Origin of the sequence: Actinomyces gerencseriae DSM 6844 (genome assembly GCF_000429265.1) — a bacterium.
Taxonomy (GTDB): Bacteria; Actinomycetota; Actinomycetes; order Actinomycetales; family Actinomycetaceae; genus Actinomyces; species Actinomyces gerencseriae.
Window position 1 is genome coordinate 40,411 of sequence record NZ_AUBN01000006.1, and the last position, 25,734, is coordinate 66,144.

The 25,734-nt window shown below is 68.0% G+C and carries 27 protein-coding genes and 2 pseudogenes; 14 read left to right on the forward strand and 15 right to left on the reverse strand.

Annotated features, from left to right (window positions below):
* Positions 1–291 precede the first annotated feature (291 nt).
* The 4 genes from G448_RS17955 to G448_RS0101770 all read right to left on the reverse strand — a co-directional run bounded on the left by G448_RS17955 (position 292) and on the right by G448_RS0101770 (position 4,763).
* Positions 292–750, reverse strand: coding sequence for a hypothetical protein (locus tag G448_RS17955; RefSeq protein WP_156910892.1), 459 nt, complete (start codon positions 748–750; stop codon positions 292–294).
* Positions 747–1,625 (reverse strand): ABC transporter permease, encoded by an 879-nt coding sequence (locus G448_RS0101760; RefSeq protein ID WP_026406572.1) that lies wholly within the window; start codon positions 1,623–1,625, stop codon positions 747–749. Before G448_RS0101760 ends, G448_RS17955 begins: the two co-directional genes overlap by 4 nt.
* Positions 1,622–2,533, reverse strand: a complete 912-nt coding sequence (locus G448_RS0101765; RefSeq protein WP_026406573.1) for an ATP-binding cassette domain-containing protein — start codon at positions 2,531–2,533, stop codon at positions 1,622–1,624. Before G448_RS0101765 ends, G448_RS0101760 begins: the two co-directional genes overlap by 4 nt.
* 1,552 nt (positions 2,534–4,085) lie before the next feature.
* On the reverse strand, positions 4,086–4,763 hold the full coding sequence (locus G448_RS0101770) for a LysR family transcriptional regulator substrate-binding protein (protein WP_026406574.1): 678 nt from the start codon (positions 4,761–4,763) through the stop codon (positions 4,086–4,088).
* 170 nt (positions 4,764–4,933) lie between these two features.
* On the opposite strand from G448_RS0101770, the gene G448_RS0101775 reads away from it, so the two are divergent.
* On the forward strand, positions 4,934–5,782 hold the full coding sequence (locus G448_RS0101775) for an aldo/keto reductase (protein ID WP_034494082.1): 849 nt from the start codon (positions 4,934–4,936) through the stop codon (positions 5,780–5,782).
* 30 nt (positions 5,783–5,812) lie between these two features.
* Positions 5,813–5,990 (forward strand): annotated as a pseudogene (locus tag G448_RS18630) (aldo/keto reductase); the annotation flags it as partial.
* Between the two features lie 191 nt (positions 5,991–6,181).
* Here G448_RS18630 and G448_RS0101785 read toward each other — a convergent pair.
* From G448_RS0101785 to G448_RS0101815, 7 genes and pseudogenes are all read right to left on the reverse strand, one after another.
* Positions 6,182–7,786, reverse strand: coding sequence for a Na+/H+ antiporter (locus tag G448_RS0101785; RefSeq protein WP_026406577.1), 1,605 nt, complete (start codon positions 7,784–7,786; stop codon positions 6,182–6,184).
* 193 nt (positions 7,787–7,979) lie between these two features.
* A complete protein-coding gene (locus G448_RS19075) occupies positions 7,980–8,651 on the reverse strand; it encodes a HipA domain-containing protein (RefSeq protein ID WP_342663522.1) in 672 nt (223 codons plus the stop codon).
* 230 nt (positions 8,652–8,881) lie between these two features.
* Positions 8,882–9,106: a helix-turn-helix domain-containing protein gene (locus G448_RS14750; RefSeq protein WP_245572139.1), complete on the reverse strand. Its 225-nt coding sequence runs from the start codon at positions 9,104–9,106 to the stop codon at positions 8,882–8,884.
* A 290-nt stretch (positions 9,107–9,396) separates the two neighbouring features.
* Entirely contained in the window at positions 9,397–10,173 is a 777-nt protein-coding gene (locus tag G448_RS0101800; RefSeq protein ID WP_026406579.1) for an SDR family NAD(P)-dependent oxidoreductase, read from the reverse strand.
* A gap of 224 nt (positions 10,174–10,397) precedes the next feature.
* Positions 10,398–10,655: a hypothetical protein gene (locus G448_RS18640; RefSeq protein WP_245572140.1), complete on the reverse strand. Its 258-nt coding sequence runs from the start codon at positions 10,653–10,655 to the stop codon at positions 10,398–10,400.
* 116 nt (positions 10,656–10,771) lie between these two features.
* Entirely contained in the window at positions 10,772–11,548 is a 777-nt protein-coding gene (locus G448_RS0101810) for an SDR family NAD(P)-dependent oxidoreductase (protein ID WP_026406581.1), read from the reverse strand.
* Between the two features lie 198 nt (positions 11,549–11,746).
* Positions 11,747–12,607: pseudogene (locus tag G448_RS0101815) on the reverse strand (glycoside hydrolase family 3 N-terminal domain-containing protein); the annotation flags it as partial.
* Positions 12,608–12,643: 36 nt separating this feature from the next.
* Here G448_RS0101815 and G448_RS17975 point away from each other — a divergent pair.
* Positions 12,644–12,841, forward strand: a complete 198-nt coding sequence (locus G448_RS17975) for an alpha/beta hydrolase (RefSeq protein ID WP_245572142.1) — start codon at positions 12,644–12,646, stop codon at positions 12,839–12,841.
* 608 nt (positions 12,842–13,449) lie between these two features.
* Here G448_RS17975 and G448_RS0101825 read toward each other — a convergent pair.
* Positions 13,450–14,292 (reverse strand): LysR family transcriptional regulator, encoded by an 843-nt coding sequence (locus G448_RS0101825; RefSeq protein ID WP_026406584.1) that lies wholly within the window; start codon positions 14,290–14,292, stop codon positions 13,450–13,452.
* Positions 14,293–14,428: 136 nt separating this feature from the next.
* On the opposite strand from G448_RS0101825, the gene G448_RS0101830 reads away from it, so the two are divergent.
* The 11 genes from G448_RS0101830 (at position 14,429) to G448_RS0101875 (ending at position 22,298) form a co-directional block, all read left to right on the forward strand.
* Complete coding sequence (locus G448_RS0101830; RefSeq protein ID WP_026406585.1) at positions 14,429–15,307, forward strand: aldo/keto reductase; 879 nt, start codon at positions 14,429–14,431, stop codon at positions 15,305–15,307.
* A 75-nt stretch (positions 15,308–15,382) separates the two neighbouring features.
* A complete protein-coding gene (locus tag G448_RS0101835) occupies positions 15,383–15,721 on the forward strand; it encodes a carboxymuconolactone decarboxylase family protein (RefSeq protein WP_026406586.1) in 339 nt (112 codons plus the stop codon).
* Between the two features lie 178 nt (positions 15,722–15,899).
* Positions 15,900–16,802, forward strand: coding sequence for an alpha/beta hydrolase (locus tag G448_RS0101840; RefSeq protein WP_026406587.1), 903 nt, complete (start codon positions 15,900–15,902; stop codon positions 16,800–16,802).
* A gap of 21 nt (positions 16,803–16,823) precedes the next feature.
* On the forward strand, positions 16,824–17,498 hold the full coding sequence (locus tag G448_RS16925) for an alpha/beta hydrolase (RefSeq protein ID WP_156910894.1): 675 nt from the start codon (positions 16,824–16,826) through the stop codon (positions 17,496–17,498).
* A gap of 32 nt (positions 17,499–17,530) precedes the next feature.
* Positions 17,531–17,818 (forward strand): alpha/beta hydrolase family protein, encoded by a 288-nt coding sequence (locus G448_RS16930; RefSeq protein ID WP_051268524.1) that lies wholly within the window; start codon positions 17,531–17,533, stop codon positions 17,816–17,818.
* A gap of 58 nt (positions 17,819–17,876) precedes the next feature.
* Entirely contained in the window at positions 17,877–18,050 is a 174-nt protein-coding gene (locus tag G448_RS17985) for a hypothetical protein (protein WP_211227947.1), read from the forward strand.
* Positions 18,051–18,063: 13 nt separating this feature from the next.
* The gene (locus G448_RS0101855; RefSeq protein ID WP_026406588.1) at positions 18,064–18,813 is read left to right on the forward strand and encodes an NAD(P)H-binding protein; all 750 of its coding nucleotides are present in this window, start codon (positions 18,064–18,066) and stop codon (positions 18,811–18,813) included.
* A gap of 46 nt (positions 18,814–18,859) precedes the next feature.
* Complete coding sequence (locus G448_RS0101860) at positions 18,860–19,771, forward strand: aldo/keto reductase (RefSeq protein ID WP_051268526.1); 912 nt, start codon at positions 18,860–18,862, stop codon at positions 19,769–19,771.
* Between the two features lie 161 nt (positions 19,772–19,932).
* Positions 19,933–20,172 (forward strand): hypothetical protein, encoded by a 240-nt coding sequence (locus G448_RS0101865; RefSeq protein WP_026406590.1) that lies wholly within the window; start codon positions 19,933–19,935, stop codon positions 20,170–20,172.
* A gap of 260 nt (positions 20,173–20,432) precedes the next feature.
* Entirely contained in the window at positions 20,433–21,395 is a 963-nt protein-coding gene (locus G448_RS0101870; protein ID WP_026406591.1) for a Fic family protein, read from the forward strand.
* 48 nt (positions 21,396–21,443) lie between these two features.
* Positions 21,444–22,298 (forward strand): DUF4253 domain-containing protein, encoded by an 855-nt coding sequence (locus G448_RS0101875; protein ID WP_156910895.1) that lies wholly within the window; start codon positions 21,444–21,446, stop codon positions 22,296–22,298.
* Between the two features lie 60 nt (positions 22,299–22,358).
* Here the strand turns inward: G448_RS0101875 and G448_RS0101880 are convergent, their stop codons facing one another.
* From G448_RS0101880 to G448_RS0101890, 3 genes are all read right to left on the reverse strand, one after another.
* Complete coding sequence (locus tag G448_RS0101880) at positions 22,359–23,621, reverse strand: ATP-binding protein (protein WP_026406593.1); 1,263 nt, start codon at positions 23,619–23,621, stop codon at positions 22,359–22,361.
* Between the two features lie 155 nt (positions 23,622–23,776).
* Positions 23,777–24,457: a response regulator gene (locus G448_RS0101885; protein ID WP_026406594.1), complete on the reverse strand. Its 681-nt coding sequence runs from the start codon at positions 24,455–24,457 to the stop codon at positions 23,777–23,779.
* Entirely contained in the window at positions 24,454–25,602 is a 1,149-nt protein-coding gene (locus G448_RS0101890; protein WP_026406595.1) for a sensor histidine kinase, read from the reverse strand. The genes G448_RS0101885 and G448_RS0101890 overlap by 4 nt, the downstream gene beginning before the upstream one ends.
* Between the last annotated feature and the right edge of the window lie 132 nt (positions 25,603–25,734).

Below are 25,734 nucleotides of genomic sequence, written 5' to 3' on the forward strand. Positions count from 1 at the left end.
CGGCAGAGAGATACTCGGAGGATTTCAAGGCCCGGGTCGTGCGTGAGGTCACCCATGAAGGACCGCATGATCGCCTCGGTAGCCGCCTCGTACGATCTTGTGGCTCAGACGGTGGGCAACTGGGTCGCAAAGCACGGGAAAGAGCACCTGATTCCTGACGCCTTAGCGCCCTGGAACATCGCAGCCCGAACCAGGTTGAGCAAGAGTTTCTTGGCTTAGTCAAGGCAGCCTGGAGCGCAAAGAAGCAGTGTCCGAAAAACACCCAGCAGTCCAAAGAGTCAGTTTGACACGTCACGACCGCGCAATACGTGGATGCGGGAAACTCGGGTCAAACTGGGACCCCACCGAGTTCATCAACTTTCCTCGCGAGACAGCAAGCTCGACCACGGTGGACACACTGAGATAACCAGCTGCAGCAGCGGAAATCGCCCCCACGCTGGGTCCGGCCATCACTGTCGAGGAATCAGCCAAAGCTCTCCCGGCCGCGGCCCAGCTTGCCAGCGCAGCGATCGTAATGGCCGGTTGAGCGTTTTCTGTCTGTTTCAATTCGACATCGAGAGTGCGCCGACACACTCCACGCGCATCGACCGCCATGACGTCAGAAGCTGCATCGAATACCGCCGCTGCTGCGGGAGATGTCCTCTCCGCCCGGAGTCTCATTCCGACGACCCATGTTCCTCGGCCCGAGAAAGGTGCCAGCACGCTTCGGGCGCTCACTGCATCCGCTTCTTCTCGCAGGTTCAATTTCAATTGATGCTCCTCTGCATGCGGAGAGCCCCTAAGGCCCCGCAAACGATCGTCATTGCCAGGAGGACGACCGCGACCATGGCTTCCGTGATGGTTCGACTTCCGACCATGAGCTGGAAACCAAAATATTCTGAAATCGTATCGTATGCGCCTGGCACATTCTGCGTAAGATCAGTCAGAGGAACACCGGCCAGGGGGTTGCGCAGGAGCATGGCCGACTGCGAAAACGGCAGGACGTTGAGCGCATTCACCACCCCATCCGACATGGTTCCCAGCGGAATATAGGCACCAGCCAGGAAACCGACGACAGTTCCCACTATCACGCTCAGCGAGGTGAATGCACCGGAACTGCGGATGAAGGTGACAATCAGAGCCGACATCGAGGAAAACCCCAGGCACATGAGCGCGGTCCAGGCGACAGATGCGAAGACGTCCTTCCATCCAGGAAAGCTGTCATAGGAGACGGACACGACCACTAGTCCTACGATGAAGACGATCAGGCTCATGACAAAGGCGATGAGACAGGAGGCGACCAGGTAGCCGGCGATGAGCTGCACTGGATTAATCGGAGAGACCCTGAAATCCTTAAAACGTCCGAAGATTCGATCCTCCACGAAGGTGTTCAAAGCCGATAGACCCGTGGTCACTGTCGTTATCATCACCATTCCGGCGAACACCCAAGTATAAACGAAAGCATCGATCTCCTCATCACTGGCGCCCGGAAGCGAGGCCTTGAGCGTATCCACCTGGAGGTTACCGAGGAAAAGAATATAGAGCAGCAGCAGGATCAGCGGCGCGATGAGGGAGAGAACAACCTGTCCACGATCACGATAGTAGACACGAATATTGCGTCGGATCAAACCCAGGGTGGTCCTCACGCTTCCTCCTTCTGCGCTGTGAGCGCCAAAAACACATCATCCATCGAACCTTGTCGAAACTCGAAGTCGGCCAGGTGGGGCCGTACTGCGTCCAGGACTCTCAGGGCGGCCGTTGAGTCGGGCACCGCCAGATGCACCGCGCCCCCGACCTCCTGCATCTTCACCCGGACACCGGGGACGAGAGCATGAACCCGATCGACCACGCTCAGACTCTGATCGTCATGGTCTATACTGATTGAGAGATGAGGGGTGCTATACCTCGCCCGTAGCTCGAACGGCGTCCCCTCAGCAACTGAATGCCCGTGATCAATCACAAGAACACGGTCCGCATTCTCCGTCTCAGCCATGTAATGCGTTGTGAGAAGGACCGTCAGTCCCCGACCTGTGCGCAGTTGGGAGATGACTGACCAGACCTGTTCGCGACTCTGAGGGTCCAGCCCAGTCGTCGGCTCGTCGAGAAAAAGCATGGAGGGTTTGTTCAGGAGAGCGCGCGCAATGTCTACGCGTCGCTTTTCCCCGCCGGACAGCACGCCGTATGGTCGCCCCTGAAAGTCTCCCATTTCGATGAGTTCGATCAACTCATTCACGTGGGACCTGCTCACGCTGTAGAATAATGCGCGGGACTCAAGGTTCTCTCTGACCGTCAGGCGCGGATCGAGAAGCGACTGCTGAAATACGATGCCGATGTCGGCGCGAATCTCACTATCGCGACGTCCCACCTCCTTGCCGTCAACGGCAATTTTTCCCGATTCAAATTCCAGAAGAGTTGTCATACAGGAAATGGTAGTCGATTTCCCGGCCCCGTTAGTACCGAGGAAGGCGAACAGCGAACCATCCTCAACATAAAAACTCAGGTCGTCAACCGCGGTATTTTGTCCATATTTTTTGGTCAGTCTTTCGACCGTGATCGAACTTCAACTCCAGCGTCAAATGAGGTCTATTTCTGCTGACATCATCGTCTACCCAGAACCGCGCGAGGGCGAGCAAGGCATGGCACACTACACACTCATGGCAGGGACAGAATTTGATGCATCGATCAACAGGGACATGCCGCGCGAACCACGTGCAGCGGTGTCAACGCAAATGCGCTAACACATCTTAGATCAGTTGGCAAGACCCCTATGAAGATTTACCAGAAGTGCTCGCGAAAGAGGCACGATACTTCACATAGGGCTGCCAGCGAGAGCCGCTGACCATGGTGGGGAGCGATTCGTCGATGCGGACCGGAGGCGAGGCCGTGAGGACGCACGCCGAAGAGCGCATGAAGGTCTCGAGGAATGAAATGATGGGAGACAGATTCTGGATGAGGCGCGGGACGTCGTGAGATGGACCCTCGACAGCGCCGGGCGGTGCAGATGGCCCGATGACGGGCTCCGCACATCGCCGGTCGCTTGGGCAGTGCAGAAGAACGGCTGGCAAGTGCAGCCCATCGACCTCCCAACCTGCTCGACGGCGAGGTCTCCTCGGTACAGCAGAAGCCCCGCCCTACTTATCCGCAACAGCACGAAAGCGGCGCAGGGCAGACCGGAGACGATCGGCGTCGCCGTGCCGGACATGAGCGACCGGACGCTCCAGGATGCGCCCAAGTGCGTGCGGGGAACGGTGCCCCGGCCAAGGGTGAGAGCCGTCGTGACGGCACGAGTGGGCGCGGCATCGGCCCGGGTGAGTCGGTACGGCCCGTAGGGGACAGCAACCCTCCCGACAACGACCATGCGCCTCCACGGTTCGCAGCCCACCGGGGGGTTGTACCGTATGCCCGCATCAAGCGGGCGGCAGCCGGCGGGGCCGAGCCGATCACTCGATCGTGGTATTGACGGGGCGTCTCCCTCGGGCCAGCGGATCCCAAGCAAAGCGGCAGTGCAGGTCTGCGCCCCGCCTCCCATCGAAGCTATCGTCACCGCCATAGACGCTCCTGCCACGAAATCCGCTACTAATGGTAGCATAAGTGAAGTACAACGTGTGTGCCCGTCACCGACACGATGCGCACTCGTTACATCGCCCATGAGTCTCACAGGTGGTACAGCGCCCCGCGCAACCGGCGCCGTAACGCTCGACGGTCTCGCGGCGACCCCACATCACGTGCATCATGCGGACCCCAGAACCGAGCAATCGCCCTCCTTGAGCACCCGGGCGCCCCCGCCCTTGAGGGCCTCATCGCGCAACGACCCGGCACTGGCAGGCGTGCCACGACGGGCGCGAGTCACCCGCTCGGGGCGACCCGCGCATCAGTACTCGAAGGCACCCGACGGATGCCGGGCTCCGAACTCCTGGCGATCGTCATCGGCGAAGGAGCCGACGACCCTTACCAGCGCTTGCACTCCACGGAGCGCAGATACGCGCTCGCCCTGCGCAAGATCTCATCGGCCCCCGCAGCCGGCGGACTTCCCACGCGAGCTCCTTGACCCACTGCACCTCGCCGTCGGCCACGTCGCTCCTCTCGATGAGCACGAAGGCCACGGCCTATGACGCCGGATCAGGACGCCCGCGCACCCAGTCGAAGACCTCGTCGGCCTCTCGACGGCCGCCGTCGCGCACCAGCAGGTGGAAGGTCGCATGGGCCATTGCGTCGCGGATCAGCACGACCGTGCGGCCGGGCATCGGCGCCGAGAGCGAGGGCGCGTCAGTGACGAAGTGGGGCAGCGACGAGCTGCGCGCCAACTGCTCGAAGACCGCGCGATCCTCCTGCACGACGAACTGCGAGTGCGGGAAGTGCTGGTCGCACAGCTCGCGCCAGAAGCCGATGCCCTCGAAGAGCAGGAAGGTCTCGCCGTCGAGCTCGGCCGCGCTCACGCTCGACCGATCCGCGAGCGCGTGCCCGACAGGCAGGGCGACGGACAGGTTCTCCGCCATGAGCCGGCTCGAGCGCACGCCCGACGACGCGGCGGGGCGAAGGGCGATGCCCAGGTCGAGCTCGCCGTCGTGGATGCCGGACTCCACCTGCGCCTCGGCGAGCGTCTGGGAGGTCAGGACGAGCCCGGGGAAGCGCTCGATCATGAGGGCGGTCAGCCGCCACAGCGGTGCGGGCGCCACAGTGCCCACGCGCAGGGCGCGGGTGCGACGGGCGACGTCGTCGACGGCGGCGCTCATGGTGCCCTCTCGCGCAATGGCGTCGAGCTGCCTGAGCTGCTCCAGCTCCATGAGGCCCCGTCCTTCCGTATCGTCCGTATCGTCCGCATCCTGCGCCGCTATGCACAGTCATGATATTCATGCGACTCATGCATCAGCAGATACGCGATCAGTATTTTACAACGCCACGTTCCTGGCGAAGACTCATGCGTAAAGTGGAACATCCCGTCGAGGAGTCAACCATGCAGTTCTTCGCCATGAACAATGGCCTTGAAATCCCGGCCCTGGGTTACGGCGTCTTCCAGATGTCCTCGGCCGAGGTCGACGAGCACCTGCCCGAGGCGATCGACGCCGGGTACCGGCACATCGACACCGCCAACGCCTACTTCAACGAGGTCGCCGTCGGCCGGGTCGTGGCCAAGAGCCCGGTGGCGCGCGCGGACCTCTTCATCACCACCAAGCTCTTCCCGCAGTCCTACCCCTACGCCCAGTGCGGGCCGGACATCGACGCCACCCTGGAGCGCCTGGGCACGGACTACATCGACCTCCTGCTCTTCCACCAGCCCTACGGCGAGTACGTGGCCGGCTGGAAGGCCATGGAGGAGGCCGTCGAGGCCGGCAAGGTCCGCTCCATCGGCCTGTCCAACTTCTCCGCCGACAAGGTCCGCGAGATCCTCGACGTCGCCCGGATCGCTCCGGCGGTCCTCCAGGTCGAGGCCCACCCCTACTGGAACCAGCACGCCCTCAAGGCCGAGCTGGCGAGCACCGGCATCGTCTTCGAGGCCTGGTACCCGCTCGGCCACGGGGACAAGGCCCTGTTGGCCGAGCCCGCCCTGACCGGGCCCGCCGCCAGGTACGGCAAGACCGCCGCCCAGGTCGCTCTGCGCTGGCACCTCCAGGAGGGCAACGTCACCTTCCCCAAGACGCTCAGCCCGCAGCACATGGCGGACAACATCGACATCTTCGACATCGCCCTGACCGAGGAGGAGATGGCCCGCATCAACGCCCTCCCCCAGAAGCCCTACTACGCCGTGCCCCATGAGCCGCCGGCCTTCGTCACCACCACCATGGACTACTCCCAGCAGACCTGAACCTCCCGAGACCACCGGAAGGACACCGCCATGCTCCACAGGACCCTCAACAACGGCGTCGAGATGCCGATGCTCGGCCACGGGCGTCTTCCAGACCCCGCCGGATGAGGCCGAGCGCTGCGTGCGCGACGCCCTCGAGGTCGGCTACCGCCTCATCGACACCGCCCAGGCCTACGGCAACGAGGAGGACATGCCCGCCTTCGCCGCCCTCGACGACGGGAGCCTGCCGCGCATCTTCGACCACGACGACCCCAAGACGATCGCCTGGCTGCTGGGCGAGTACGTCAAGAAGAGCCAGCTCGACGGCGGAACGCTGTACTGAGACTGCTGCGTCGGCAGCGCTGACCGACGGGTGGGGCGCGCCGACGTCCCGCCTCTCATACTGCTCTTACTCGCCGATCACTCGACGTCGATGGGGCCGTTGATGTGGAGGGTCTCGACGTCGAGGCGCCGGTTGACGTTGGAGGCGGTGGAGTCGTCGATGCGTCCGGAGAAGCGCAGGTCGTGGACGCGACCACGCAGGTGGTCGATGACGGCGAGCCGCAGGGCGCTCTCCGGGCCACCGTAGACGCTCGCCTCCTCCTCGGCGTCGGCGCTGAGCACGGAGCGATGGCGACGCTCGTAGTCGGCGCGCACGGCCGCGATGACTGCGTCGTCGTCGACGCCTACGCGTTCGGCAATGGCATCGAGCTGACTAATGGTGTCGTCGAGGACATCGGCGAGGGCTTCGATCTCCTGCGACTCGACCGACTCGGCGGTCTGCGCACCGACCGAGGGCTTGGCGTTGGCCCAGCGAACCACGTGGGGCAGGGCGATCCCCTGGACGAGGAGGGACAGGAGGGTCACACCGGCGACGATGAGGATGATGAGGTTGCGCTCGGCGTAGGTGGTGCCGCCGAGGGCGACCGGGATGGACAGCGCCATCGCCAGGGAGATCGCGCCGCGGAAGCCGGCCACGGTGGAGACGATGCGGCCGCGCAGGTTGGTGCGGCGCAGGCGCTGCTCGGGGCGGCGGTCGAGGACGCGGATCGAGTAGATGATGAGGTGATGGCCTGCGAACCTGCCCGCCACCATGGCGATGTAGACGACCGGGATGAGGATGAGGCCGCGGACGAGGTCGGCGCGCGGGAGGTCTGCTGCGATCCCGGGGAGCGCGACGCCCACCATGACGAAGAGAATCGTGTTGAGGATGTAGGTGAGGATCGTCCAGAACGGGGTTCCCAGGACTCGCGAACCGAGAGACAGGTGCGGGGCGGCGAACCGGGAGACGATGATGCCGCAGGTGACGACGGACAGGACGCCCGAGCCTCCGATCTCCTCGGCGAGGAAGAAGGTGACGAACGGGGTGGCCAGGGCGGTGATCGTCGCCAGCATGGGGTCATCGGTGATGGTGCGGATGCGGATACCGATCTTGGTGACGACGGCGCCGACGAGGGCGCCGACACCGATTCCTCCCCCGAAGGACAGGAGGAGCTCGCGCGTGACGAGGCCGGCCGTGACACCGGAGGAGTCCTGCGCGGCCTGGAGGGCGATGGCGAAGACGACCAGGGCGGTGCCGTCGTTGAGAAGCGACTCGGCCTGGAGGATGGTACGGCCGTTGGGGTTGATGCCGCGGCCCAGGCTGGAGACGGCGGTGGCGTCGGTGGGGCCGAGGCAGGCTCCGATCAGGAGCGCGGCACCCAGGCTCAGGCCCGTCAGGACACCGATGAGGGCGATGAGGGCGGCTGTGATGGCGACGAGGACCGTGGCGCTGAGGATGATGCCGCGCAGGCTGCGCCGCATACGGTTGAGGGAGACGGACAGCGACTCCCAGTACAGGAGGATCGGCAGGAAGATCGTCAGGACCACCGCGCTGGGGAGTGTCATCTCCTCCCCGACCGGGAGGAAGGCCACCGCCACGCCCGCGGCGATGAGGAGCACCGGGGCGATGAGGCGGAACCTGTCGGCGATCACGTAGGCGATAATCGAGGCGGCGATGAGGGCGACGATCATCTCGATGGTCATGAGGCTGCCGGTGTCCCTTCAGTGTGCTGGGTGTGATGGGTTGACTGCGGTCGGCTCGGGGAGGTGCGCAGCGTTGCCGGGCCGCGACCGGGTTTATCCTGGCGCCGGGCCGAGCACAGCCTACTGATGCATCCTCCAAATCCTCTGTCGATACCTCGATTCGCGTGCGTCCCTCCGCTCACATCACGCGAGGTCACCTGGCACGGATCAAAGCACGGGTGGCCGCGGCAGAGACTCCGGGAGCCTTATCAAACAGCGCCGCGCGCGGCTCGGGTGAGGGCCTCCAGGCAAGGCTCGCGACGATTCGGTCGTAGAGCTCGCGGAGGCCCTGTACGGGAGAGTTCGAGAGGTCGCGGACGGCCTCGGTCAGGTCGCCCCAGTCCCTCTGCTCGCCGTCGGACGTTCCGATGGCCGTCATGGCGCTGATGCAGCCGATACGCCCGCCAGCGCGGGTTCTGTCGAATCTCCGCAGGATGAGGACGCTTCGGTTGCCCACCTGGGTGAGCCGGTGCCACGACGTGCGGATGCCCGCCGCCTCAAGCAGGTCGAGGGCGGTGGCCTCCCAGGCCATGACGTCCCATGAGTCGCTGGAGTGGGGGAAGTTCGCGATGGCGAGACCGCCGTCGTCGAGCCGGACCGAGGCCTTGGGCCGGGCACCGCCGAGGCCCGTGGTTCCCGTGTCGAGGAGTCGTGTGACGGCGTCGGAGGGATCGTCGTAAAAGGCCAGCTCGTCGCTGGCGCGCAGGAGCGCGGGCAGAGCGACGAGCCGCGGAACACGCGAGGGCTCTCCAAGGAACTCGTCGCTCCCGGGGATCCGGAAGCGCAGGGCGCCCTGGCGGGTGTCGTCGCTGACGCCGAAGACCAGGGTGGTACTGGGCTCCGGGGACCAGGCTCAGAGCCGGGTCGATGGGTCGCCCCGCCGTCGGCGAGGTAGGCGGGGTCGTAGAGGAAGGTGGTGGAGACCTGGCCGCGAGATCGCACGACGTGCGCCTGGCCGACCATGCGGGAAGAGCCATTAGCATCGGAGACGATCTCGACGGCGGTCATCGGGCGCGATTTCGGGCGTGGAGGCGGCCGATGTCGCTGGCCAGCGGGTCAAGCGGCGTCGACGAGCTGGTCGAGGATGCCCAGAGCGCGCAGCACCTGAGTGACGCTGTTGAAGCTGACGTTGGGGTTGCCCGATTCGATCTTGCGCAAGGTGTCGCGGGTGATGCCCGCACGCTCGGAGACCTGCTGCGCGGTCAGGCCGAGCACCATGCGCCAGCCGCGCACATGCTCCCCGAACTCCGCCACCTGACGGTTGATCCTGTAGCCGGACATGATCTTCCGTTCGCTATGCCGACCAGCTTTAGTCACATCAGTGAGTTATGGCGAGGATGACCGTCGGATAATGAGGTACTTCCCCGCACGCAACCCCTTTTTTTCAGCAAGCCGTACGTCGATACGTCGTCTCTTCCGGATTTCGGCACGCACCTGGGTTACGACATCCGGATGCCGGGGAAAGCCGGGTTCCTCGCCGGCGGGCTGTTCAACCTCATGGTTCAGGGGCAGGGCGTGGTGGCCGTGCCCTCGGACGGACCGCCGAGGCGAGGGTGAAGTCCCCAGACGGCTCAGATGGCGCTGTAGCCGCCGTCGACGAGGATGGGCGAGCCGACGACGTAACTGGAGGCCTTGGAGGCCAGGAACAGGATGGCGGTGTCGAGTTCGCCCTCCTTGCCGAAGCGGTCCAGGGGGATCATGGCGCGGAAGGCCGATCCGGTGTCCTCGGCGTCCAGGACGTCGGTGGTCAGCTCGGAGTAGAAGTAGCCGGGGCACAGGGCGTTGACGGTGATGCCGTACTTGGCCCACTCGGCGGCCAGTGCGCGGGTGAGGTTGACGGCACCACCCTTGGCGGCGTGGTAGGCGGCCATGCCGGCGACGTTGGAGCCGACCATGCCGTACATGGAGGCGACGTTGATGATGCGTCCGTAGCCGGCCGGGATCATGGCTTTCTTCGCGGCGGCGCGCGAGACGCGGAAGATGCCGTACAGGTCGATGTCGACCTCGGTGTCGAACTGCTCGTCGGTCAGGTCCTCGGCGGGACCGAAGCTGCCGGTTCCGGCGTTGTTGATCACGATGTCGAGGCGGCCGAAGGTCTCCAGGGCGGCATCAACGGCGCTCTCCACGCTGGCCGTGTCGCGCACGTCGCAGTGCAGGGCGAGGGTCTTGACCCCGAACTCCTCGGCGATCTCCTTGGCGACGGCTTCGACGCGCTCGACGCGGCGCGCCACGGCGACGATGTTGGCGCCGGCGCTGGCCAGGGCCTTGGCCATCTGGATGCCGATGCCGGACGAGCAGCCGGTCACAAGGGCCGCCTGGCCGGTCAGGTCGAAGTAGTTGCGGTCCATGGTCATCCCTCTTCCCTGAGTCGTTTCCTCGAGTCGTTCCCCGGCCCGCTGGCCGAGCAGAGCGGGTGCGAGAGCTGAGCACCCTGACAATTGAAGAAACTATATGGAACAGAGGGGTTAGTACATATGATAAATCAATGGTTGACCTGGGGTAGATGACGCCGAGTCGAGAAAATGCCGCCCATCACACAGCGTCATCTCCACGACGAGGAGCATCGAAGCACTCAGCGCCTCTCAGCGGTAGGCCTCCCAGGAGGCGTTCTCGTCGTATCGGGCCACGAGGCTACGACGGCGCCGGCCTGCTCACGGGCGTTGGGGTCGGTGGCGTCAACGATGCCGGCGTTCTCCAGGGGCAGGGAGATGCCGTGCCTCGAAGACCTCGTTCTGGAGGATGTCGAAGAGCTCGGGGCGATGGGGTGGGGCTGCGGCTCCGCCCCGAACAGCCTGATGAAGGTCTCGCGCGCCTGGGGCGTCAGCGCCATGGAGGACCCCTTACGATGTGCGAGCGGCTCGACCTGAACATGTCACGTCGGCCGCCCCGGCGATAGGTTCTCCACGCCCCGTCGCCGGATTCGCAACGGGGCGACCTCTCAGACTCTCAGACCAGCGTCATACCGCCGTCGACGAGGATGAGCTGTCCCTGGACGTAACTCGATGCATCGGAGGAGAGGTAGAGGATCGTTCCGTTGAGCTCGTTCTTGTCTCCGGGGCGGCCGGCGGGGTTCAGCGCGTTGTAGGCCGTCAGGAACTCCTCGCTCCTGAACAGGGTGCTCTCGGTCATTTCGGAGGCGAACAGCCCCGGTCCGACGGCGTTCACGGTAATCCCGTAACGGGCGTAGGAGCAGGCCATTCCCTTGGTGAGTCCCAGGACCGCAGCCTTGGAGGCGTTGTAGGCGTGGCGGATGAACACGTCCTGCTTGTCGGCGATGACGGCGTTGACCGAGGCGATATTGACGATCTTGCCGTATCCGCGCTCACGCATGAGGGGCACGACGTACTTGCTGACGTGGAACATGCCCTTGACGTTGGTGGCGAAGGAACGGTCCCAGTCGGTCTCCGAGAGGGTATCGACACCGCCGCGCACGGCAACCCCCGCATTGTTGAGAAGGATGTCGATGCGCCCGTAGGCCTCCACCACCTTCTCGACGGCGTCACGGCAACTCTCCTCGCTGGTGACGTCGCAGCGGACGGCGAGCGCACGGCGCCCGGTCTCCCGAATCTCCTCGCGCAGAGCCTCCAAACGCTCAAGCCGCCGGGCGAGCAGGGCGACGTCGGCGCCGTGCTCGGCGTAGGCACGGGCGGCATCTGCACCGAGGCCCGAGCTTGCCCCGGCCACGACCGCCACCTTCCCACTGAGGTCGAACATACTGGTCATAGTGGTTCCTCCTTGCACCCTGCACCCTCCGGCGGGCCCGCGCACGTGGCGCCGTCGGAGCGGACTACCTGGCTGCCATGAACCATGCCGGGGCCGTCGGGGTACCACAAGGGACCAAGAACCTTCCTGACCTTCTCGCCGACTGGAACGGCTGGCACGTCACAGACCGGAGGCCGGTCGCTCGAGCGGCAGGTTCTCTCACATCCCGTCAGCGGCTTTCCGCGCGAAGTGAGCACGCACGTCGGCTGTGCAGATCCACCCCTGCTCTTGGCCCAAGAGGCGGCCGGCCTCAATTTCTTCACGTATCCGGCCTCCAGGGCCAGCAAGCCCCCGGGCCATGCGGATGACGCGGGCGGCCCGTCTCTCGAGCTCGGCGCGCGTCAGGCCCACACCGCCGTCGTCGGACTCGCTCCGCCCAGCCGATGGCCGACCATCGCTCCCCCCGTCCGAGCGCGGCCAGGAGGTCCTCCCGGTCCGCCTCGCCTCCGGGCACGAAGAGCTCGTTGCCGGCCTTGACGGTGGCGGCTGCGGTGGCGCGCGCAGGTACTGGACGCCGCGGGTGACGGCTGCGGCGATGCGCCCGGCCAGCAGCGGGTCCTCGGAGAGGTAGTCGACGTTGCGTCCGCACAGAACGCAGCGGCGCAGGTCGAAGGCGGGGGGGGCGAGCCAGAGGTGGATGCCGAAGCGCTCCATCTCGGCCCCGACGACGTCGCCGAGCCGCTGGGCCAGCACCGGGTTCCCGGACCGGGCGAGCGCGGTGCCGATGGGGACGGCGATGGTGTACTGCTCGCGGATCTCGGCGGGTTCGCGGGGCTCGGGGGCGTCTGCGATGCCGAGGGCCTCGCGTCCGACATCGTCCACGATCTCGAGGAAGGTGGCGGGCGGGCTGGAGTCGCCCAGGGAGAAGGGGCCCTCGGCGTCGACGCCGTAGGTGGGGGCCAGGCGCAGGCCAGCGGGCCCATCGGCCATGATGATGCTGGGCAGGCCGGGGATCCGGGTGGCGGTCTGGCCCGCCGCTCCGATGACGGCGGTGGAGGCCGCTCCGATGATGGAGTCCGATCCCCCATCTACGGCGACCTGTCGGGCCTGAAGAAGGTGACGACCTTCGTGGGGACCCGGGAGATCCTCCTGACGGACAATGCGCTCTTCCACGCCAAGCTCCTGGAGGCCGGGGGCGACTCGACGCTGCACGTCGGCGAGGGACTCGACCACGTCTACCCGATGTTCCCCACTCCTGAGGGGCATCGGGCGCGGCGTGACCTCGTCCGGATCGTCACCGGGGAGCTCACCTAACCGCACTCGATTACCACCACTGGCGGTAAAGTGCGGCGGTAATCGTCGTCACACTGAAGACGTGGTCGCGTCGCGACTGACCGAGCGCATGCCAGTAGGGACCAGATGGCCCACGAGCCATCGCCGAACCGCACAGCCGAGACCGACGAGCGCTGCTTTGTACGCAGCAATCGCCGACTCCAACTCGGTGAGGGGCGAGCGATTCCTTCGTCACCTTCATGCTCACGGTTATCAGAGATGCGCTCATCCCCTACGCATCAGACTCTTCAGCCCAGGATCGTCAGGAACGGGCGCTCTTGTCCTTCAAAGCTGACTCCAGTGCAACCATTGGCGATCTGGCAAGCCGTTTGGAGTGCTCACGCAGAACGGCGGAGCGCATCGTCTCCGACCTGCGCCGCTCGGGACGCCTGAGAAGAGAGGGGAGTGCTCGAGCAGGAGCATGGCGAGTGATCGACGACGGCGGGTCTACGTAAGCTCCGATCATCCATGTGGCGCCCATCCAGTCCAGCAGTTGGCGCCATTTTGATCCGACACGGGGCGTTCTCCACCAGATGGATGGCGCTGAAGCGCCCACTGGAACGCGCATCGACCCCATCGAGCCGCGCCGGTCACTGACGGCTCACCCAGTCGAAGAGGTTCTCGGCCTCCTGACGGCAGCCGGCGCGGGCCAGCAGGTGGAAGGTCGCGTGCGCCGCCGTGTCACGGATGGGCACGATGACCCGGTCGGGTGCAGCGTCCGAGAAGGAGGGCGCGTCGGTGATGAAGTGAGGCAGCGGCGAGCTGCGCACCAGTCCCTCGAAGACACCGCGGTCCTCCTGAACGATGAACTCGGAGTGAGGCAGATTCTGGTCGCACACCTGACGCCAGAAGCCGATGTCTCTGAAAAGGAGGAAGGTCTCGCCGTCGAGCTCGGCCATGCTCACGCTGCTCCTGCCCGCCAGCACGTGCTCAGAGGGCAGGACTACGGCGAGGTTCTCCACCATGAGCCGAGTCGAGCGCACCATGGGCAGCGTCAGGGGACACAGGCTGATGCCCAGGTCGAGGTCGCCGTCGACAACCCCGGCCTCCACCTCGTCCTCGGCGAGCATCTGGGAGGTGAGGACCAGCCCGGGGAACCGCTCGGCCATGAGGGCGGTCAGACGCCACAGCGGTGCCGGAGCGACAGTCCCCACCCGCAGAGCACGGGTGCGACGGGCGACGTCGGCCAGTGCCTCGCGCATCACCCGCTCGGCCCTGAGGATCTGGCCGGCGTGCTCCAGGGCGACGCGACCGGCATCGTTGAGGATGAGGCGGCGTCCCGCGCGATCGAAGAGCGGCTGACCGAGCTCGCTCTCCAGGCGCCCGAGCGAGCGCGATAGAGCCGGCTGCGAAAGGTGCAGAACCTGCGCCGCCGCACTCATGGTCCCCTCGCGCTCGATCGCCTCGAGTTGTCTCAGTTGTTCCAGCTCCATTCGCATCCTCCATACTTCGATGCACCGGATGCATCAACAGTTCCGATATGTGCATTTTACAGAAAGGGGATCGCCGTAAAGACTGATGCATGAGACAACGAGATCGAAGCGATCCACTGAACCAGGAGGAAGCCCCATGCTCTACCAGACCCTCAACAACGGCGTCGAGATGCCGATGCTCGGATACGGCGTCTTCCAGACCCCGCCGGATCAGACCGAGCGCTGCGTGGCCGAGGCCCTCGAAGTCGGCTACCGCCTCATCGACACCGCCCAGGCCTACGGCAACGAGGAGGGCGTGGGCGCCGCCGTGCGCGCCAGCGGTCTGCCGCGGGAGGACGTCTTCATCACCTCCAAGATCTGGGTGGCCAATATGAACTACGACCGGGCCACCGCCTCCATCGACGAGTCCCTCCGCAGGCTCGGCACCGACTACATCGACCTCATGCTCCTGCACCAGCCCATCGCCGACTACCCCGGCGCCTACCGCGCCATGGAGGAGGCCTACCGGGCCGGCAAGCTGCGCGCCATCGGAGTGTCCAACTTCTACCCCGACCGCCTCACCGACATCGCCCTGCTCACCGAGGTCCCCCCCACCGTCAACCAGATCGAGACCCACCCCTTCCGCCAGCAGGACGCGGCCCACGAGGTCATGGCCTCGCTCGGCGTCACCCACGAGGCCTGGGCGCCCTTCGCCGAGGGCAGGAACAGCATCTTCACCAACCCGGTCCTGACCGCCATCGGCGAGAAGCACGGCAAGACCCCCGGCCAGGTGATCCTGCGCGCACTCATGCACAAGGACGTCATCGTCATCCCCAAGTCGGTGCGCCGGGCCCGCATGGAGGAGAACTTCGACGTCTTCGACTTCTCTTTGGACGAGGAGGACATGGCCGCCTTCGCCGCTCTGGACGACGGCTCCTTCCCGCGCATCTTCGACCACTACGACCCCAAGACGGTCGCCTGGCTGCTGGGCGACTACGTCAAGAAGAACCAGCTGGGCGGCGGGACGCTGTACTGAGCGCGCGGCCCCGCCGAAAAGGTCCGTCGCGCATGCACCGAACGACCATCGATCAGTCTTCACAGGAGGAACACCATGGCTGACAAGCAGACCGCGGGGCGAGACCGCCTGGGCGCCATCGCCCCGCAGTTCGCCGCCCTCAACGACGACGTGCTCTTCGGCGAGGTCTGGGCGCGCGAGGAGCAGCTCAGCGCCCGCGACCGCTCGATGATCACCATCGCCGCCCTGTTCTCCGCGGGCCTGTACCCGCAGCTGCGCGCCCACCTCGAACTGGGCAAGGCGCACGGCATCACCAGGGAGGAGGCCGTGGAGATCGTCACTCAGCTCGCCTTCTACTGCGGCTGGCCCAAGGCCTGGAGCACCTTCCCCATGATCGCCGAGATCTGGGGCGACGACGACGGCGCCGGGGCTTGAGCCGCGGCTCGCCCGACCCCGCCGACGGGCGCGCCAAGCGGGCGCACTCATGACGCTCACGCGTAGAAGGCTCGGTTTCGCGGCGGCCGCCGCCCTGGCAGCCGCCGCGGGCTGCTCGTCCTCTCCGGGCGGGCAGGCGCCGGGCGGTACGGACTCAACCGGAGGAGATGGAGGAGCCGTGAATGGTGACACGCTCATCGCCGATATCATCGGCGACCCGCTGCTGGAGGACTACGGCCGCCTCCTGTTCCCCATCACCTTCAACCCGCCCCGGCCCGGCGACGCCCTGGCCGACGTCGCCGACCTGCTCACCTGGTACTCCCACGTCGACACGAGCACCACGGTCGATGTGATCAACGACGTGCTCTCGCGTCGTCGGGACGGTGCGACCGTCTTCCACCACATCTACACCGACGCCGAGAAATCCGCCGACCCGGCCCTGAAGGACACCGGGCTGTTCGTCTTCCCGGCTCAGAGCGCCCCCGGCGGCCGTCGCCGCGTTGCGATCTGCAGCGCGGGCGGCGGCTTCGCCTACGTGGCCTCCATCCACGACTCCATGCCGCACGCGCTGTGGCTGGCCCGCCACGGCTATACGGCCTTCACCCTCCAGTACCGGCCCGACCTGCGACTCGGCTGCCAGGATCTGGCCCGCGCCATCTCCTTCATCCACGCCCGCGCCGACGAGCTCGGCGTGGACCCGGCCGGCTACTCGCTGTGGGGCGGCTCCGCGGGTGCGCGCCTGGCCGCGCACCTGGGCTCCTACGGGCCCGCCCGGTTCGGGGGCGACGACGTGCCCGGCCCCGGCGCCGTCGTCATGCAGTACACGGGCCTGAGCGAGGTCACCGGCGCCGAACCGCCCACCTACGCCTGCGTCGGCACCGCGGACGGAATCGCCCCCTGGCGCACCATGCGGGCGCGCACGAACGCCATCGCGGCCGCGGGCACGCCCGCCGAGTTCCACGCCTACGACGGCCTCCCCCATGGCTTCGGGCTCGGCGTCGGGACCGTCGCCGAGGGGTGGATCGAGGGAGCCGCCGCCTTCTGGCAGGCGCAGATCGACGCCGCAGCGTCCGGGATCTGAGAGGAAGGACGGATGAGAACCATGACACGACGCGCATTCGGGCGGGGGCTCGGCGCCCTGGCCGCGGCGCAGGCCCTGGGCGCCTGCACGAGCACAAGCGCCGGCGCCTCCTCCGGCAACCCGGACCTCGGAGGTGTGCGCGACTACGTCAGATCCGATTCCCCGCCAGACTTGAGCGGGGTCGATTGGGAGCACGTCAGTCCCGACCCGGCCAGCGTCGAGGGGACGGTCGCGACGGCGGCGGTGGATCCCTCGCATCGGCAGTGCCTGTTCCTGTGGGAGGAGGGCAATGCGCCCACCACCACGGCGTCCGGCGGCGGCAGTAGCGACCCCGCCGATTTCCGGCCCACGATCACGACCGTTCCCGCCGCGGCGGGAACGGTTCGGGGTGCCGTCCTGCTGTGCGCGGGCGGGGCCTTCTCGGTCCGCGGCGACAACTCCGACTGCTACCCGACGGCGCAGCGGCTATCCGCCCTGGGCTACCAGTGCTTCGTCGTCGACTACCGCGTGCGCCCGTACACCCAGGCCGAGTCCGGCTGCGACCTGGCCCGGGCGATCCGCTTCGTGCGCGCCCATGCCGACGACTACGACCTGCCCTCTCATGACGCCATCGCACTGGGCGGCTACTCCGCCAGCGGCATCCTGTGCGGCGAGACCATCCTAACTGGTCCGGCGCCGTCTCCCCGACCCGGCTAGACCCGGCTTACGCGCCCGATGAGCTCGACGCCGTGAGCGCCGACGCCGCCGCGACGGCCATGATCTACTCCTTCTACGGCCGCCTGTCGGTGGCCGAGCTCAATCCTGACGAACTCAAGGGCGTCATCCCCACGTACTACTGCTACGGCACCGAGGACCCCTTCTACGACCAGTTCGAGGCCCAGGTCGGAGTCCTGGCGGGACTCGGCGAAACCGTCCACGCCCGCGTGCTCGACGGCTGGCCGCACGGCTTCGGCGCCGAGGGCGACTGGATCGAGGAGTACGGCGCCTTCCTGCAAGAGGCCCTCGCGACCGCCTGACCGCCGCCCGGCCGTCCGGAGGAGGACGGCGCCCCCACGACCAGAGAGGAACGGAATCATGAGGACACGCGCACTGGGCTCCATCGAGGTCTCCGAGATCGGCATGGGCTGCATGGGGCTGTCCCACGGCTACGGGCCGATCCCCGACGAGGACTACAGCATCGGGGCCATCCGCGCCGCCCCCGCCCGAGATTCACCCTCCATCCACCACTCACTCCGCAATAATTCGTGAAAGGACCACCGGCATGTCCGACCCCCGCACATTCCTCGTCATCGGCGCCACCGGCCAGGTCGGCCGCGTCGTCGTCGAGGAGGCCCTGGCCCGAGGCCTGACCGTGCGCGCCCAGTCCCGCAGCGCCGCCCGCGCGAAGGCCATGCTGCCCGCCGGGGCGCAGGTCGTCGAGGCCTCCCCCACCGACGCCGCCGCGCTGGGGAGCATTGTCGACGGCGTCGACGTCGTCATCCTGACTCACGGCGGCGACGACGACCTCGAGAACCACTACTACGCCGTCATCCCCGCGCTCCTCGAGGCGCTCGCGGACCGGCCGGAGGTCCACATCGGCCTCATGACCTCCATGTACGTCTCGACACCCAACCGCGAGCAGCCCGCGTGGGACTGGAAGCGCCTGGCCGAGCGTCTCGTGCGCGCCTGCGGTCACCCCTACACGATCGTGCGCCCCGGTTGGTTCGATTACCAGGGCACTGAGGACACCCGGATCGATCTCAAGCAGGGGGACCGCATCGGCGGGCGGCCCGGCGTCGACCGCCGCCACATCGCCCAGGTGCTCATCGAGGCTGCGCTCAACCCCTCTGGCGAGCACCGCACGGTCGAGGTCTTCTCCGAACCGGGCGAGCCGGTCACAGACTTCGAGGGGCTCCTCGCCGCCACCCGGCCCGACACCGAGACCGGCCGCGGCGTGCTCGACCGGATCCTCGTGCCGCTCGAGGACGAACCCGCCCGTCTGCGAGCCGACATCGCCCGCTTGGGCGCCTGACCGGACCGGAGCACCGCCCACCAAACCGAAACCAACCAAGGAACACATGAGCACCACGAGCACCACGACCGCACCCAGCATCCCCACCCGCGCCCTGGCCAACGGCGTCGAGATGCCGATGCTCGGATACGGCGTCTTCCAGACCCCGCCGGATCAGACCGAGCGCTGCGTGGCCGAGGCCCTCGAAGTCGGCTACCGCCTCATCGACACCGCCCAGGCCTACGGCAACGAGGAGGGCGTGGGCGCCGCCGTGCGCGCCAGCGGTCTGCCGCGGGAGGACGTCTTCATCACCTCCAAGATCTGGGTGGCCAATATGAACTACGACCGGGCCGCCGCCTCCATCGACGAGTCCCTCCGCCTGCTCGGCACGGACTACATCGACCTGATGCTCCTGCACCAGCCGATCGCCGACTTCCCCGGCGCGTACCGCGCCCTGGAGGAGGCCTACCGGGCGGGCAGGCTGCGCGCCATCGGAGTGTCCAACTTCTACCCCGACCGTCTGACGGACATCGCCCTGCTCACCGAGGTCCCGCCCATGGTCAACCAGGTGGAGACCCACCCCTTCCGCCAGAACGCCGAGGCGCACGGGCTCATGGCCTCGCTCGGCGTCGTCCACGAGGCCTGGGCTCCCTTCGCCGAGGGCAGGAACGGCATCTTCACCAACCCGGTGCTGAGCGCCATTGGCGAGAAGTACGGCAAGACCGCCGGGCAGGTGATCCTGCGCGCACTCATGCACAAGGACGTCATCGTCATCCCCAAGTCGGTGCGCCGGGCCCGCATGGAGGAGAACTTCGACGTCTTCGACTTCTCTTTGGACGAGGAGGACATGGCCGCCTTCGCCGCTCTGGACGACGGCTCCTTCCCGCGCATCTTCGACCACCGCGATCCGAAGATGATCGCCTGGCTGGTCAGCGAGCGCATCCGCAAGGCCGACCCGTTCGGCGCGGCCCTCTACTGACGCGCCGGCGCCTTCCCGCCGGGCACCGCCCCCGCCGACTTCGCGACTTGCGGCGCCGTCTTCGTCGGCCACCACCTGAGCGTTCTCGCCGAGTACAACCAGGATGACGACGGCGGGGGTCGTTGGGGCTCTCTCCCAATCCGGGGGCTCCTCGTCGAGACGTGCATTTCGCCCTCGAGAACGACGGCTGGAACTGCACTTTCGAGTGCGAAGTGCACGTCTCGGCGTCGAGCGGCGCCCCCTCCCGCGGCTCGTCGCTGCCCGGGCCGGCCGTCGCCGAGATCATGCGCACGACCGCGCAGCGGCTGGCGCAGCTGTACCGGATGCCGCTTCTCGGAGTCGCCGACGGCGCCCGCAACATTCCGGCCCTGCGCCGGCGGATCCTCGGAGAGGAGCGCTGAACTCGCATCGCGCGAGCACGCCTCGCACAATGCGAGCCCAGGCGACATCACCGAATCGACTCCCCCAAAGGGTGAAGTCCCGCAGGCGGGCGCCCTCCTCGCGCACGGAGCGCGATGGAGCATGACGCGGAAAACCCCGAGCACCTCGGGTCGACCGCCCGATCACCGCCACTGGCGGTAAAATATGGCGGTGATGCCCATCACGCTCCGCGTGCGTCGGCACCGGGCGCGCACGCGCAGATCGGATCGGAGGAGCCCGCATGGCCCATGAGCCGCCGCTGGTGCGCACGGCCGAGATCAACGCACTGTGCATGGAGATCGCCGAGCTCGTCGGCGCACTCGGCTCCGCGTCCGCCCTGAGCACGAGTCCCGTGCTGCATCGCGAGCTGCGCATCACCACCATCCACTCCTCCCTCATGATCGAGGGGAACACGCTCTCGCGCGAGGCCGTCACGGCGATCCTCGACGGCAAGCGCGTCCTCGGCCCCGCCAGGCAGATCCTCGAGGTGGACAACGCCCGCCGCGCCTACCGGCTCATGGACGATCTGGACCCCCTCTCCCCCGACGACCTGCTGCGCGCCCACGGCGTCATGATGCGCGGACTCATCGATGACGCCGGGCGGTACCGCGCGGGGAACACGGGCGTCTTCAAAGAAGGAGGGCTCATCCACGCCGGCGCACCGGCCCGCTACATCCCCGAGGTCATGACGGATCTGTTCGCCTGGATGACCTCGACCGATCTGCACCCGCTGACGGCCTCCTGCGTCTTCCACGACGAATTCGAGTTCATCCACCCCTTCTCGGATGGCAACGGCCGCACGGGGCGCCTGTGGCACACGCTGCTGCTGTCGCACTGGCGCCCGGCACTGGCGTGGTTGCCGATCGAGAGCGTGATCCGAGACCGTCAGGAGGGCTACTACGAGGCGATCGCCCGCTCGAACGCACGGGGATCGAGCGAGGCCTTCGTGACCTTCATGCTCACGGTCATCCGGGACGCGCTGACACCCTATGCGACGGTCTCCTCGGCGCGGAATCGGCGAGAACAGGTCCTCCTGTTCCTCGACGCCAACCCGCGCGCGACGATCAAGGCCCTGGCCGAGCACCTGGGATGCTCGCGCAGGACGGCGGAGCGGGCGGTCGCCGCCCTGCGCGACTCGGGGCGCCTGGCGCGTGAGGGCAGCGCCCGCGCGGGGACGTGGCGCGTCATCGCCGACGGCCCCTGACGAATGCGGCGCGCCCCGGCCCGCCGGCGCCCGCCCTACCATCGTCCCATGACGCCGAACACGCCGCTGCGCTCAACGACCCGGGGCGACGTCCCGCCCGAGGGTCCACTGCGACTGGGCGGGATCGACCTGCCCGCGGGCCTTCACGTCCGCCCCGCCGACGACGACGCGGGCTTCGACGCCGTCGCCGCCGTCTCCGACGCCCCGCCGTGCGCGTGGGTGACCGAGGAGGCCGTCGAGACCGGGCTCGTTCAGCAGTGGGTGCGCCACCTGGCCTCCCGCTTCGGGGACACCGGCCTGTGGCCGATCGCGGTGACGGGGTACGACGACGGCCTCGAACGGCCGTGGCGCTCCGGCGAGGTCCTCGGCCCGGACGAGGGATCGGACTTCGACGTCGAGGCCTTCCTGCTCTCCCCCGGCGAGCTGGACGGCGTTGAGGACCCGGAGATCGTGGACTACCTGGAGTCCATCGCCCCCATAGCGACGGTGCGGGAGCTGGGCGGTCCGGTCGCCGCCCCGCCAGCCGGGCCCCAGGACCTCCTGGTGCCGTGGGGGGACGCCCGGCCCGTGGCGCTGGCCCTCATCCCGGCCATGTCCCCGGCCGACGCCCTGACGACGCTGGGATGGATGGGGCCGGCGAACTACGGCCTGGCGGGCGCCGGCATTGCGCGCATAGCCGTCTCCTGGGAGGAGCGCTACCACCTCACCCCGGTCGGCATCGACTTCGACCTGCTCATGCTCCAGATGCCCCCGCGGGGCCTGAGCCGCCCCGAGGTCATGAGCCTTCTCGCGGAGGTCTACAGGGTCTGCCCGGACTCCTACGAGCAGAGCGGCTTCCCCGATCTCGCCGCCTTCGTCCGGTCCGTGGAGTCCTACCCGGTCCTGGGCCTGTGGTGGGACTGAGGCGCGTCCGCCCCGGTCGGCCCGCATCAAGCCGACGGCGACGCCCCCGGTGCGCTCCGCTCAGGGCCCCAGCGCCCCCAGCGGGAAGGTCACGGCGCCGTCGGGAAGCGGCATCGTGGGCCCGTCGGCAGTGACGACGGCGGTGAATGCCGGGGACGGCGTTCGCGCGGTATCGACGTCGGCCACGAAGGCGGCGAGCGAGGCCTGCGCCGCCGGGATCTGGCGCCGGCCCAGTTTGACCTCGAAGGCGGCCCAACGGCCGTCGTCGAGTTCCACGATGGCGTCCGCCTCCTTGCCGGCCTTATCGCGGTAGTGGTGGACGTGCCCGCCGAGAGCCTCGGCGAAGACTCTCAAGTGCTGCACCACCTGGGACTCGAACCACAGTCCGGCGGTCTCCAGGTCCTCCAGGAGCCGCTCGGCGGACGTGGCCGTCACCGCGGCGGCGAGCGCGGGGTCGACGAAATGCAATTTCGGGGAGGTGCGCACCGCGTAGCGCGACCGCAGGTGCGGCGCCCAGGGCAGCTGCTCCTCGATGATGAACAGGCGTTTGAGGGCGTTCACGTAGGCGACGGCGGTCTGGGCGGTCAGGGACTGCCCGGACACGTCCTTGGCGATGGTGCTGAAAGACGCCTCCGTCCCCACGTGCCGGGCGAGGGAGCGCATGAGCGCGCGCAGGCGCACGGGGTCCCTGCGCGGTTCGCCGTCCAGACGGCCGACGTCGACATTGATGACGTCCTCGACGTAGTCGCGCAAGTGGCGCTGCGCCTGGCGGGTCGTCAGGTCGTGGTCGCCCGGCCATCCGCCGTGCACCAGGTCGTCCAGGACCTCGGGCACGCCGGTTCCCGAGTCGAGCACCGGTTCCGGAGCCCGACCGTCGAACAGGCCCGCCAGGCTGACGCCGCCGTCGCCCCGGCCTCGTTCGAACAGGGTCATGGGCCGCATCCGGATCCGTGAGAGCCGGTGCGCGCCGGAGTGACGGGAGGCGTCCTCGGCCGGGACGCAGGAGCCGGTGAGGATGAATTGGCCCGGAAGGCGGCGGGAGTCGATCTGCCTGCGCACGAGGTTCCACAGCGAGGGCTCGATCTGCCACTCATCTATGAGTCGCGGCACGTCGCCTCTCAGGAGAAGCGACGGGTCGACCTCCAGGGCGGCGCGGATCTGCGGCAGCCCCGAGTCCAGCGCGACCTCGGAGGAGGCGTGCTGCCGCCCGGTCATGGTCTTGCCGCAAGCGCGAACGCCCTCGATGAGGATGCCGCCCGAGTAGCCGAGCGAGTCGTCGATGAGCCGGTCCACGACCCGCGGCAGATAGCCCTTCTGCTTCATCGGCCTCTCCCCCTCGTCATGGCCGCACGGCGTCGACCCGGCCTGCGACGTCTCCGCAGTCGTTCATGCGGCGTCGTTCCAGTCGTTCATCTGGCGTCATTGTAATCGTTCATGTGGCGTCGTTCCAGTCGTTCATCTGGCGCCTTCTCAGTCGTTCATCTGGCGTCCGGGCCGCCGCGCCCCCGCCCGGCCCGCGCGGACCGGTAGTACGCCACCGCGACCTGGGTCCGATTGCGCAGCCCCAGCTTGGCCAGGATCGAACTGATGTGGTTGCGCACCGTCCCCTCGCTCATGAAGAGCCGCCGCGCCACCCCGGCGTTGTCGAGGCCCTCCGCCACGGCCTCGACCACCTCGTACTCGCGCTCGGTCAGGGGCGCGAACACGGCCCCGCGCGGCGCGGGCCCCCGGCCCGGCGCGCCCGTCCGCCCCAGGCCCATGGCGGCGCTGCGGGAGAGCACCTCCCCCTCCAGCACGCACACCCCGGCCATGACACTGCGCAGCGCCGGGGCGAGACGGGCGACGTCCTGCTTGACGAGGTAGCCGCGCGAGCCCATCTTCAGGGCCCGCACAATGTACTCGTCGTCGGAGAAGGTGGTCAGGAAGACGATGCGCGCGCCCTCGTCCTCGGCGAGGATCCGCTCGGCGGCGGCGAGCCCGTCGCCCAGCGGCATCCGGATGTCCATGAGCAGGACGTCGGGGCGCAACTCCCGGTACTGCTCGACCGCCTCGGGTCCGGAGCCGCCCAGGCCCACGACGTCGATATCAGCCTCCACCGACAAGATGGTGGCCAGCGACTGGGCGACGAAGGCGTCGTCGTCGACAATGAGCACTCTCATGCTCCACCCTTCGGAATCGTTGCGATGACGGTGAACCTCGGGCGCGGGGCCAGGCGCACCGTCCCGCCCAGCGCCTCGAGGCGCTCGCTCATGGAGCGCAGCCCCAGACCGGCGGGGGCGCCGTTCGGAGAGATGCTGCTCGGCGCCCCGCCGCCCGGCCACTGGCCGCGCTCGGGGACGGCGCCGTCGTTATCGACCGCGACCCGCCAGAACGCAGGGTAGTCGGAGACCCTCACCCGCGCCGAGGAGGCCCGCCCGTGCCGCGCGGCATTGGTCAGGGCCTCGCGCACCACCGCGACGAGGCAGCGCGTCACCGCCGGCGGGGGCGCCTCCTCCAGGGGGCAGTCGACCTCCACATGGCCGATGCCGCACCGCGAACCCAGCAGATTGAGCGAGGTCGCCAGGTCCTCGCCCTCGTCGGACAGCGCGTGGACGGACCGGCGCATGGCGCTCAGGGCCCCGTCCAGCCCGCGGTCCAGCTCCGCCAGGTCGGCCGCGACGGCGGGCTCGTCCCGGTGGGTGACGGCCAGGGCCTTGACCTGAAGGAGCAGGCGGGTCAGCAGGTGCCCGACGCCGTCGTGGATGTCGCGGGCGATGCGCGTGCGCTCGGCCAGGGCCGCGGCGCGCGTCTCGTGCTCCCGGGCCTCCTCCAGGCGGGCGCGCGAGGCCCGCAGCGCCACGACCTTCTCGTGCAGATCGTCCCTCATGGCGTGCAGGCGCTCACGCGCCGCCTCCTCCTGAGCGGTGCGCAGGGCCAGGCGGGCCGCCAGGAGCGCCACGACCGCGCCCGCCACCGCACTCCCCGCGCCCGCGGCACCCCGGGCCCGCACCATCAGGACCACCGGCAGCGGGACGCAGCAGACCGCGAGCAGGCGGGCCCGCCGGGAACCGAGGGCCGACTGGCGCACCAGGTCGTAGACGACCAGCGGCGCGCCCACCGCCGAGGCCGCCCACGGGCAGCCGGCCAGCAGGTAGGAGGCAGGAAGGGCGATCGCCCCGCGCCGCCCGTCCGCCACCGCGCACAGCCCGCCGACGACGACGGCCAGGAGGAGCCAGACGACCTCGGCCGCGCCGACGGCCCCCGGCGCCAGCGCCATGAGCAGGCACGCCCCCAGGACCGCGCCCCTGTCCGCCAGAACCCTCACGCGACGATTATCGGTCAGGCGGGCGCCCCGCGAGCGCCGGCGCGATGACAGAAGTCATGCCCGGCGCCGCCGGGCCATGACAGCGTGCACTTCCGCCCGCCCGGGCGCGGACGCGAGCATGGACGCGCATCG

What these genes read in the sequence shown, in the direction of transcription:
- G448_RS0101885 (WP_026406594.1), bottom strand. Translation starts at nt 24,457, where the DNA reads ATGAGAGTGCTCATTGTCGACGACGACGCCTTCGTCGCCCAGTCGCTG.
- G448_RS0101770 (WP_026406574.1), bottom strand. Translation starts at nt 4,763, where the DNA reads ATGGAGCTGGAGCAGCTCAGGCAGCTCGACGCCATTGCGCGAGAGGGC.
- G448_RS0101810 (WP_026406581.1), bottom strand. Translation starts at nt 11,548, where the DNA reads ATGACCAGTATGTTCGACCTCAGTGGGAAGGTGGCGGTCGTGGCCGGG.
- G448_RS0101880 (WP_026406593.1), bottom strand. Translation starts at nt 23,621, where the DNA reads ATGAAGCAGAAGGGCTATCTGCCGCGGGTCGTGGACCGGCTCATCGAC.
- G448_RS0101870 (WP_026406591.1), top strand. Translation starts at nt 20,433, where the DNA reads ATGGCCCATGAGCCGCCGCTGGTGCGCACGGCCGAGATCAACGCACTG.
- G448_RS0101830 (WP_026406585.1), top strand. Translation starts at nt 14,429, where the DNA reads ATGCTCTACCAGACCCTCAACAACGGCGTCGAGATGCCGATGCTCGGA.
- G448_RS17985 (WP_211227947.1), top strand. Translation starts at nt 17,877, where the DNA reads ATGAGGACACGCGCACTGGGCTCCATCGAGGTCTCCGAGATCGGCATG.
- G448_RS0101775 (WP_034494082.1), top strand. Translation starts at nt 4,934, where the DNA reads ATGCAGTTCTTCGCCATGAACAATGGCCTTGAAATCCCGGCCCTGGGT.
- G448_RS18640 (WP_245572140.1), bottom strand. Translation starts at nt 10,655, where the DNA reads ATGGCGCTGACGCCCCAGGCGCGCGAGACCTTCATCAGGCTGTTCGGG.
- G448_RS0101785 (WP_026406577.1), bottom strand. Translation starts at nt 7,786, where the DNA reads ATGACCATCGAGATGATCGTCGCCCTCATCGCCGCCTCGATTATCGCC.
- G448_RS0101825 (WP_026406584.1), bottom strand. Translation starts at nt 14,292, where the DNA reads ATGGAGCTGGAACAACTGAGACAACTCGAGGCGATCGAGCGCGAGGGG.
- G448_RS16925 (WP_156910894.1), top strand. Translation starts at nt 16,824, where the DNA reads ATGACACGACGCGCATTCGGGCGGGGGCTCGGCGCCCTGGCCGCGGCG.
- G448_RS0101800 (WP_026406579.1), bottom strand. Translation starts at nt 10,173, where the DNA reads ATGGACCGCAACTACTTCGACCTGACCGGCCAGGCGGCCCTTGTGACC.
- G448_RS0101835 (WP_026406586.1), top strand. Translation starts at nt 15,383, where the DNA reads ATGGCTGACAAGCAGACCGCGGGGCGAGACCGCCTGGGCGCCATCGCC.
- G448_RS0101860 (WP_051268526.1), top strand. Translation starts at nt 18,860, where the DNA reads ATGAGCACCACGAGCACCACGACCGCACCCAGCATCCCCACCCGCGCC.
- G448_RS0101875 (WP_156910895.1), top strand. Translation starts at nt 21,444, where the DNA reads ATGACGCCGAACACGCCGCTGCGCTCAACGACCCGGGGCGACGTCCCG.
- G448_RS0101855 (WP_026406588.1), top strand. Translation starts at nt 18,064, where the DNA reads ATGTCCGACCCCCGCACATTCCTCGTCATCGGCGCCACCGGCCAGGTC.
- G448_RS14750 (WP_245572139.1), bottom strand. Translation starts at nt 9,106, where the DNA reads ATGTCCGGCTACAGGATCAACCGTCAGGTGGCGGAGTTCGGGGAGCAT.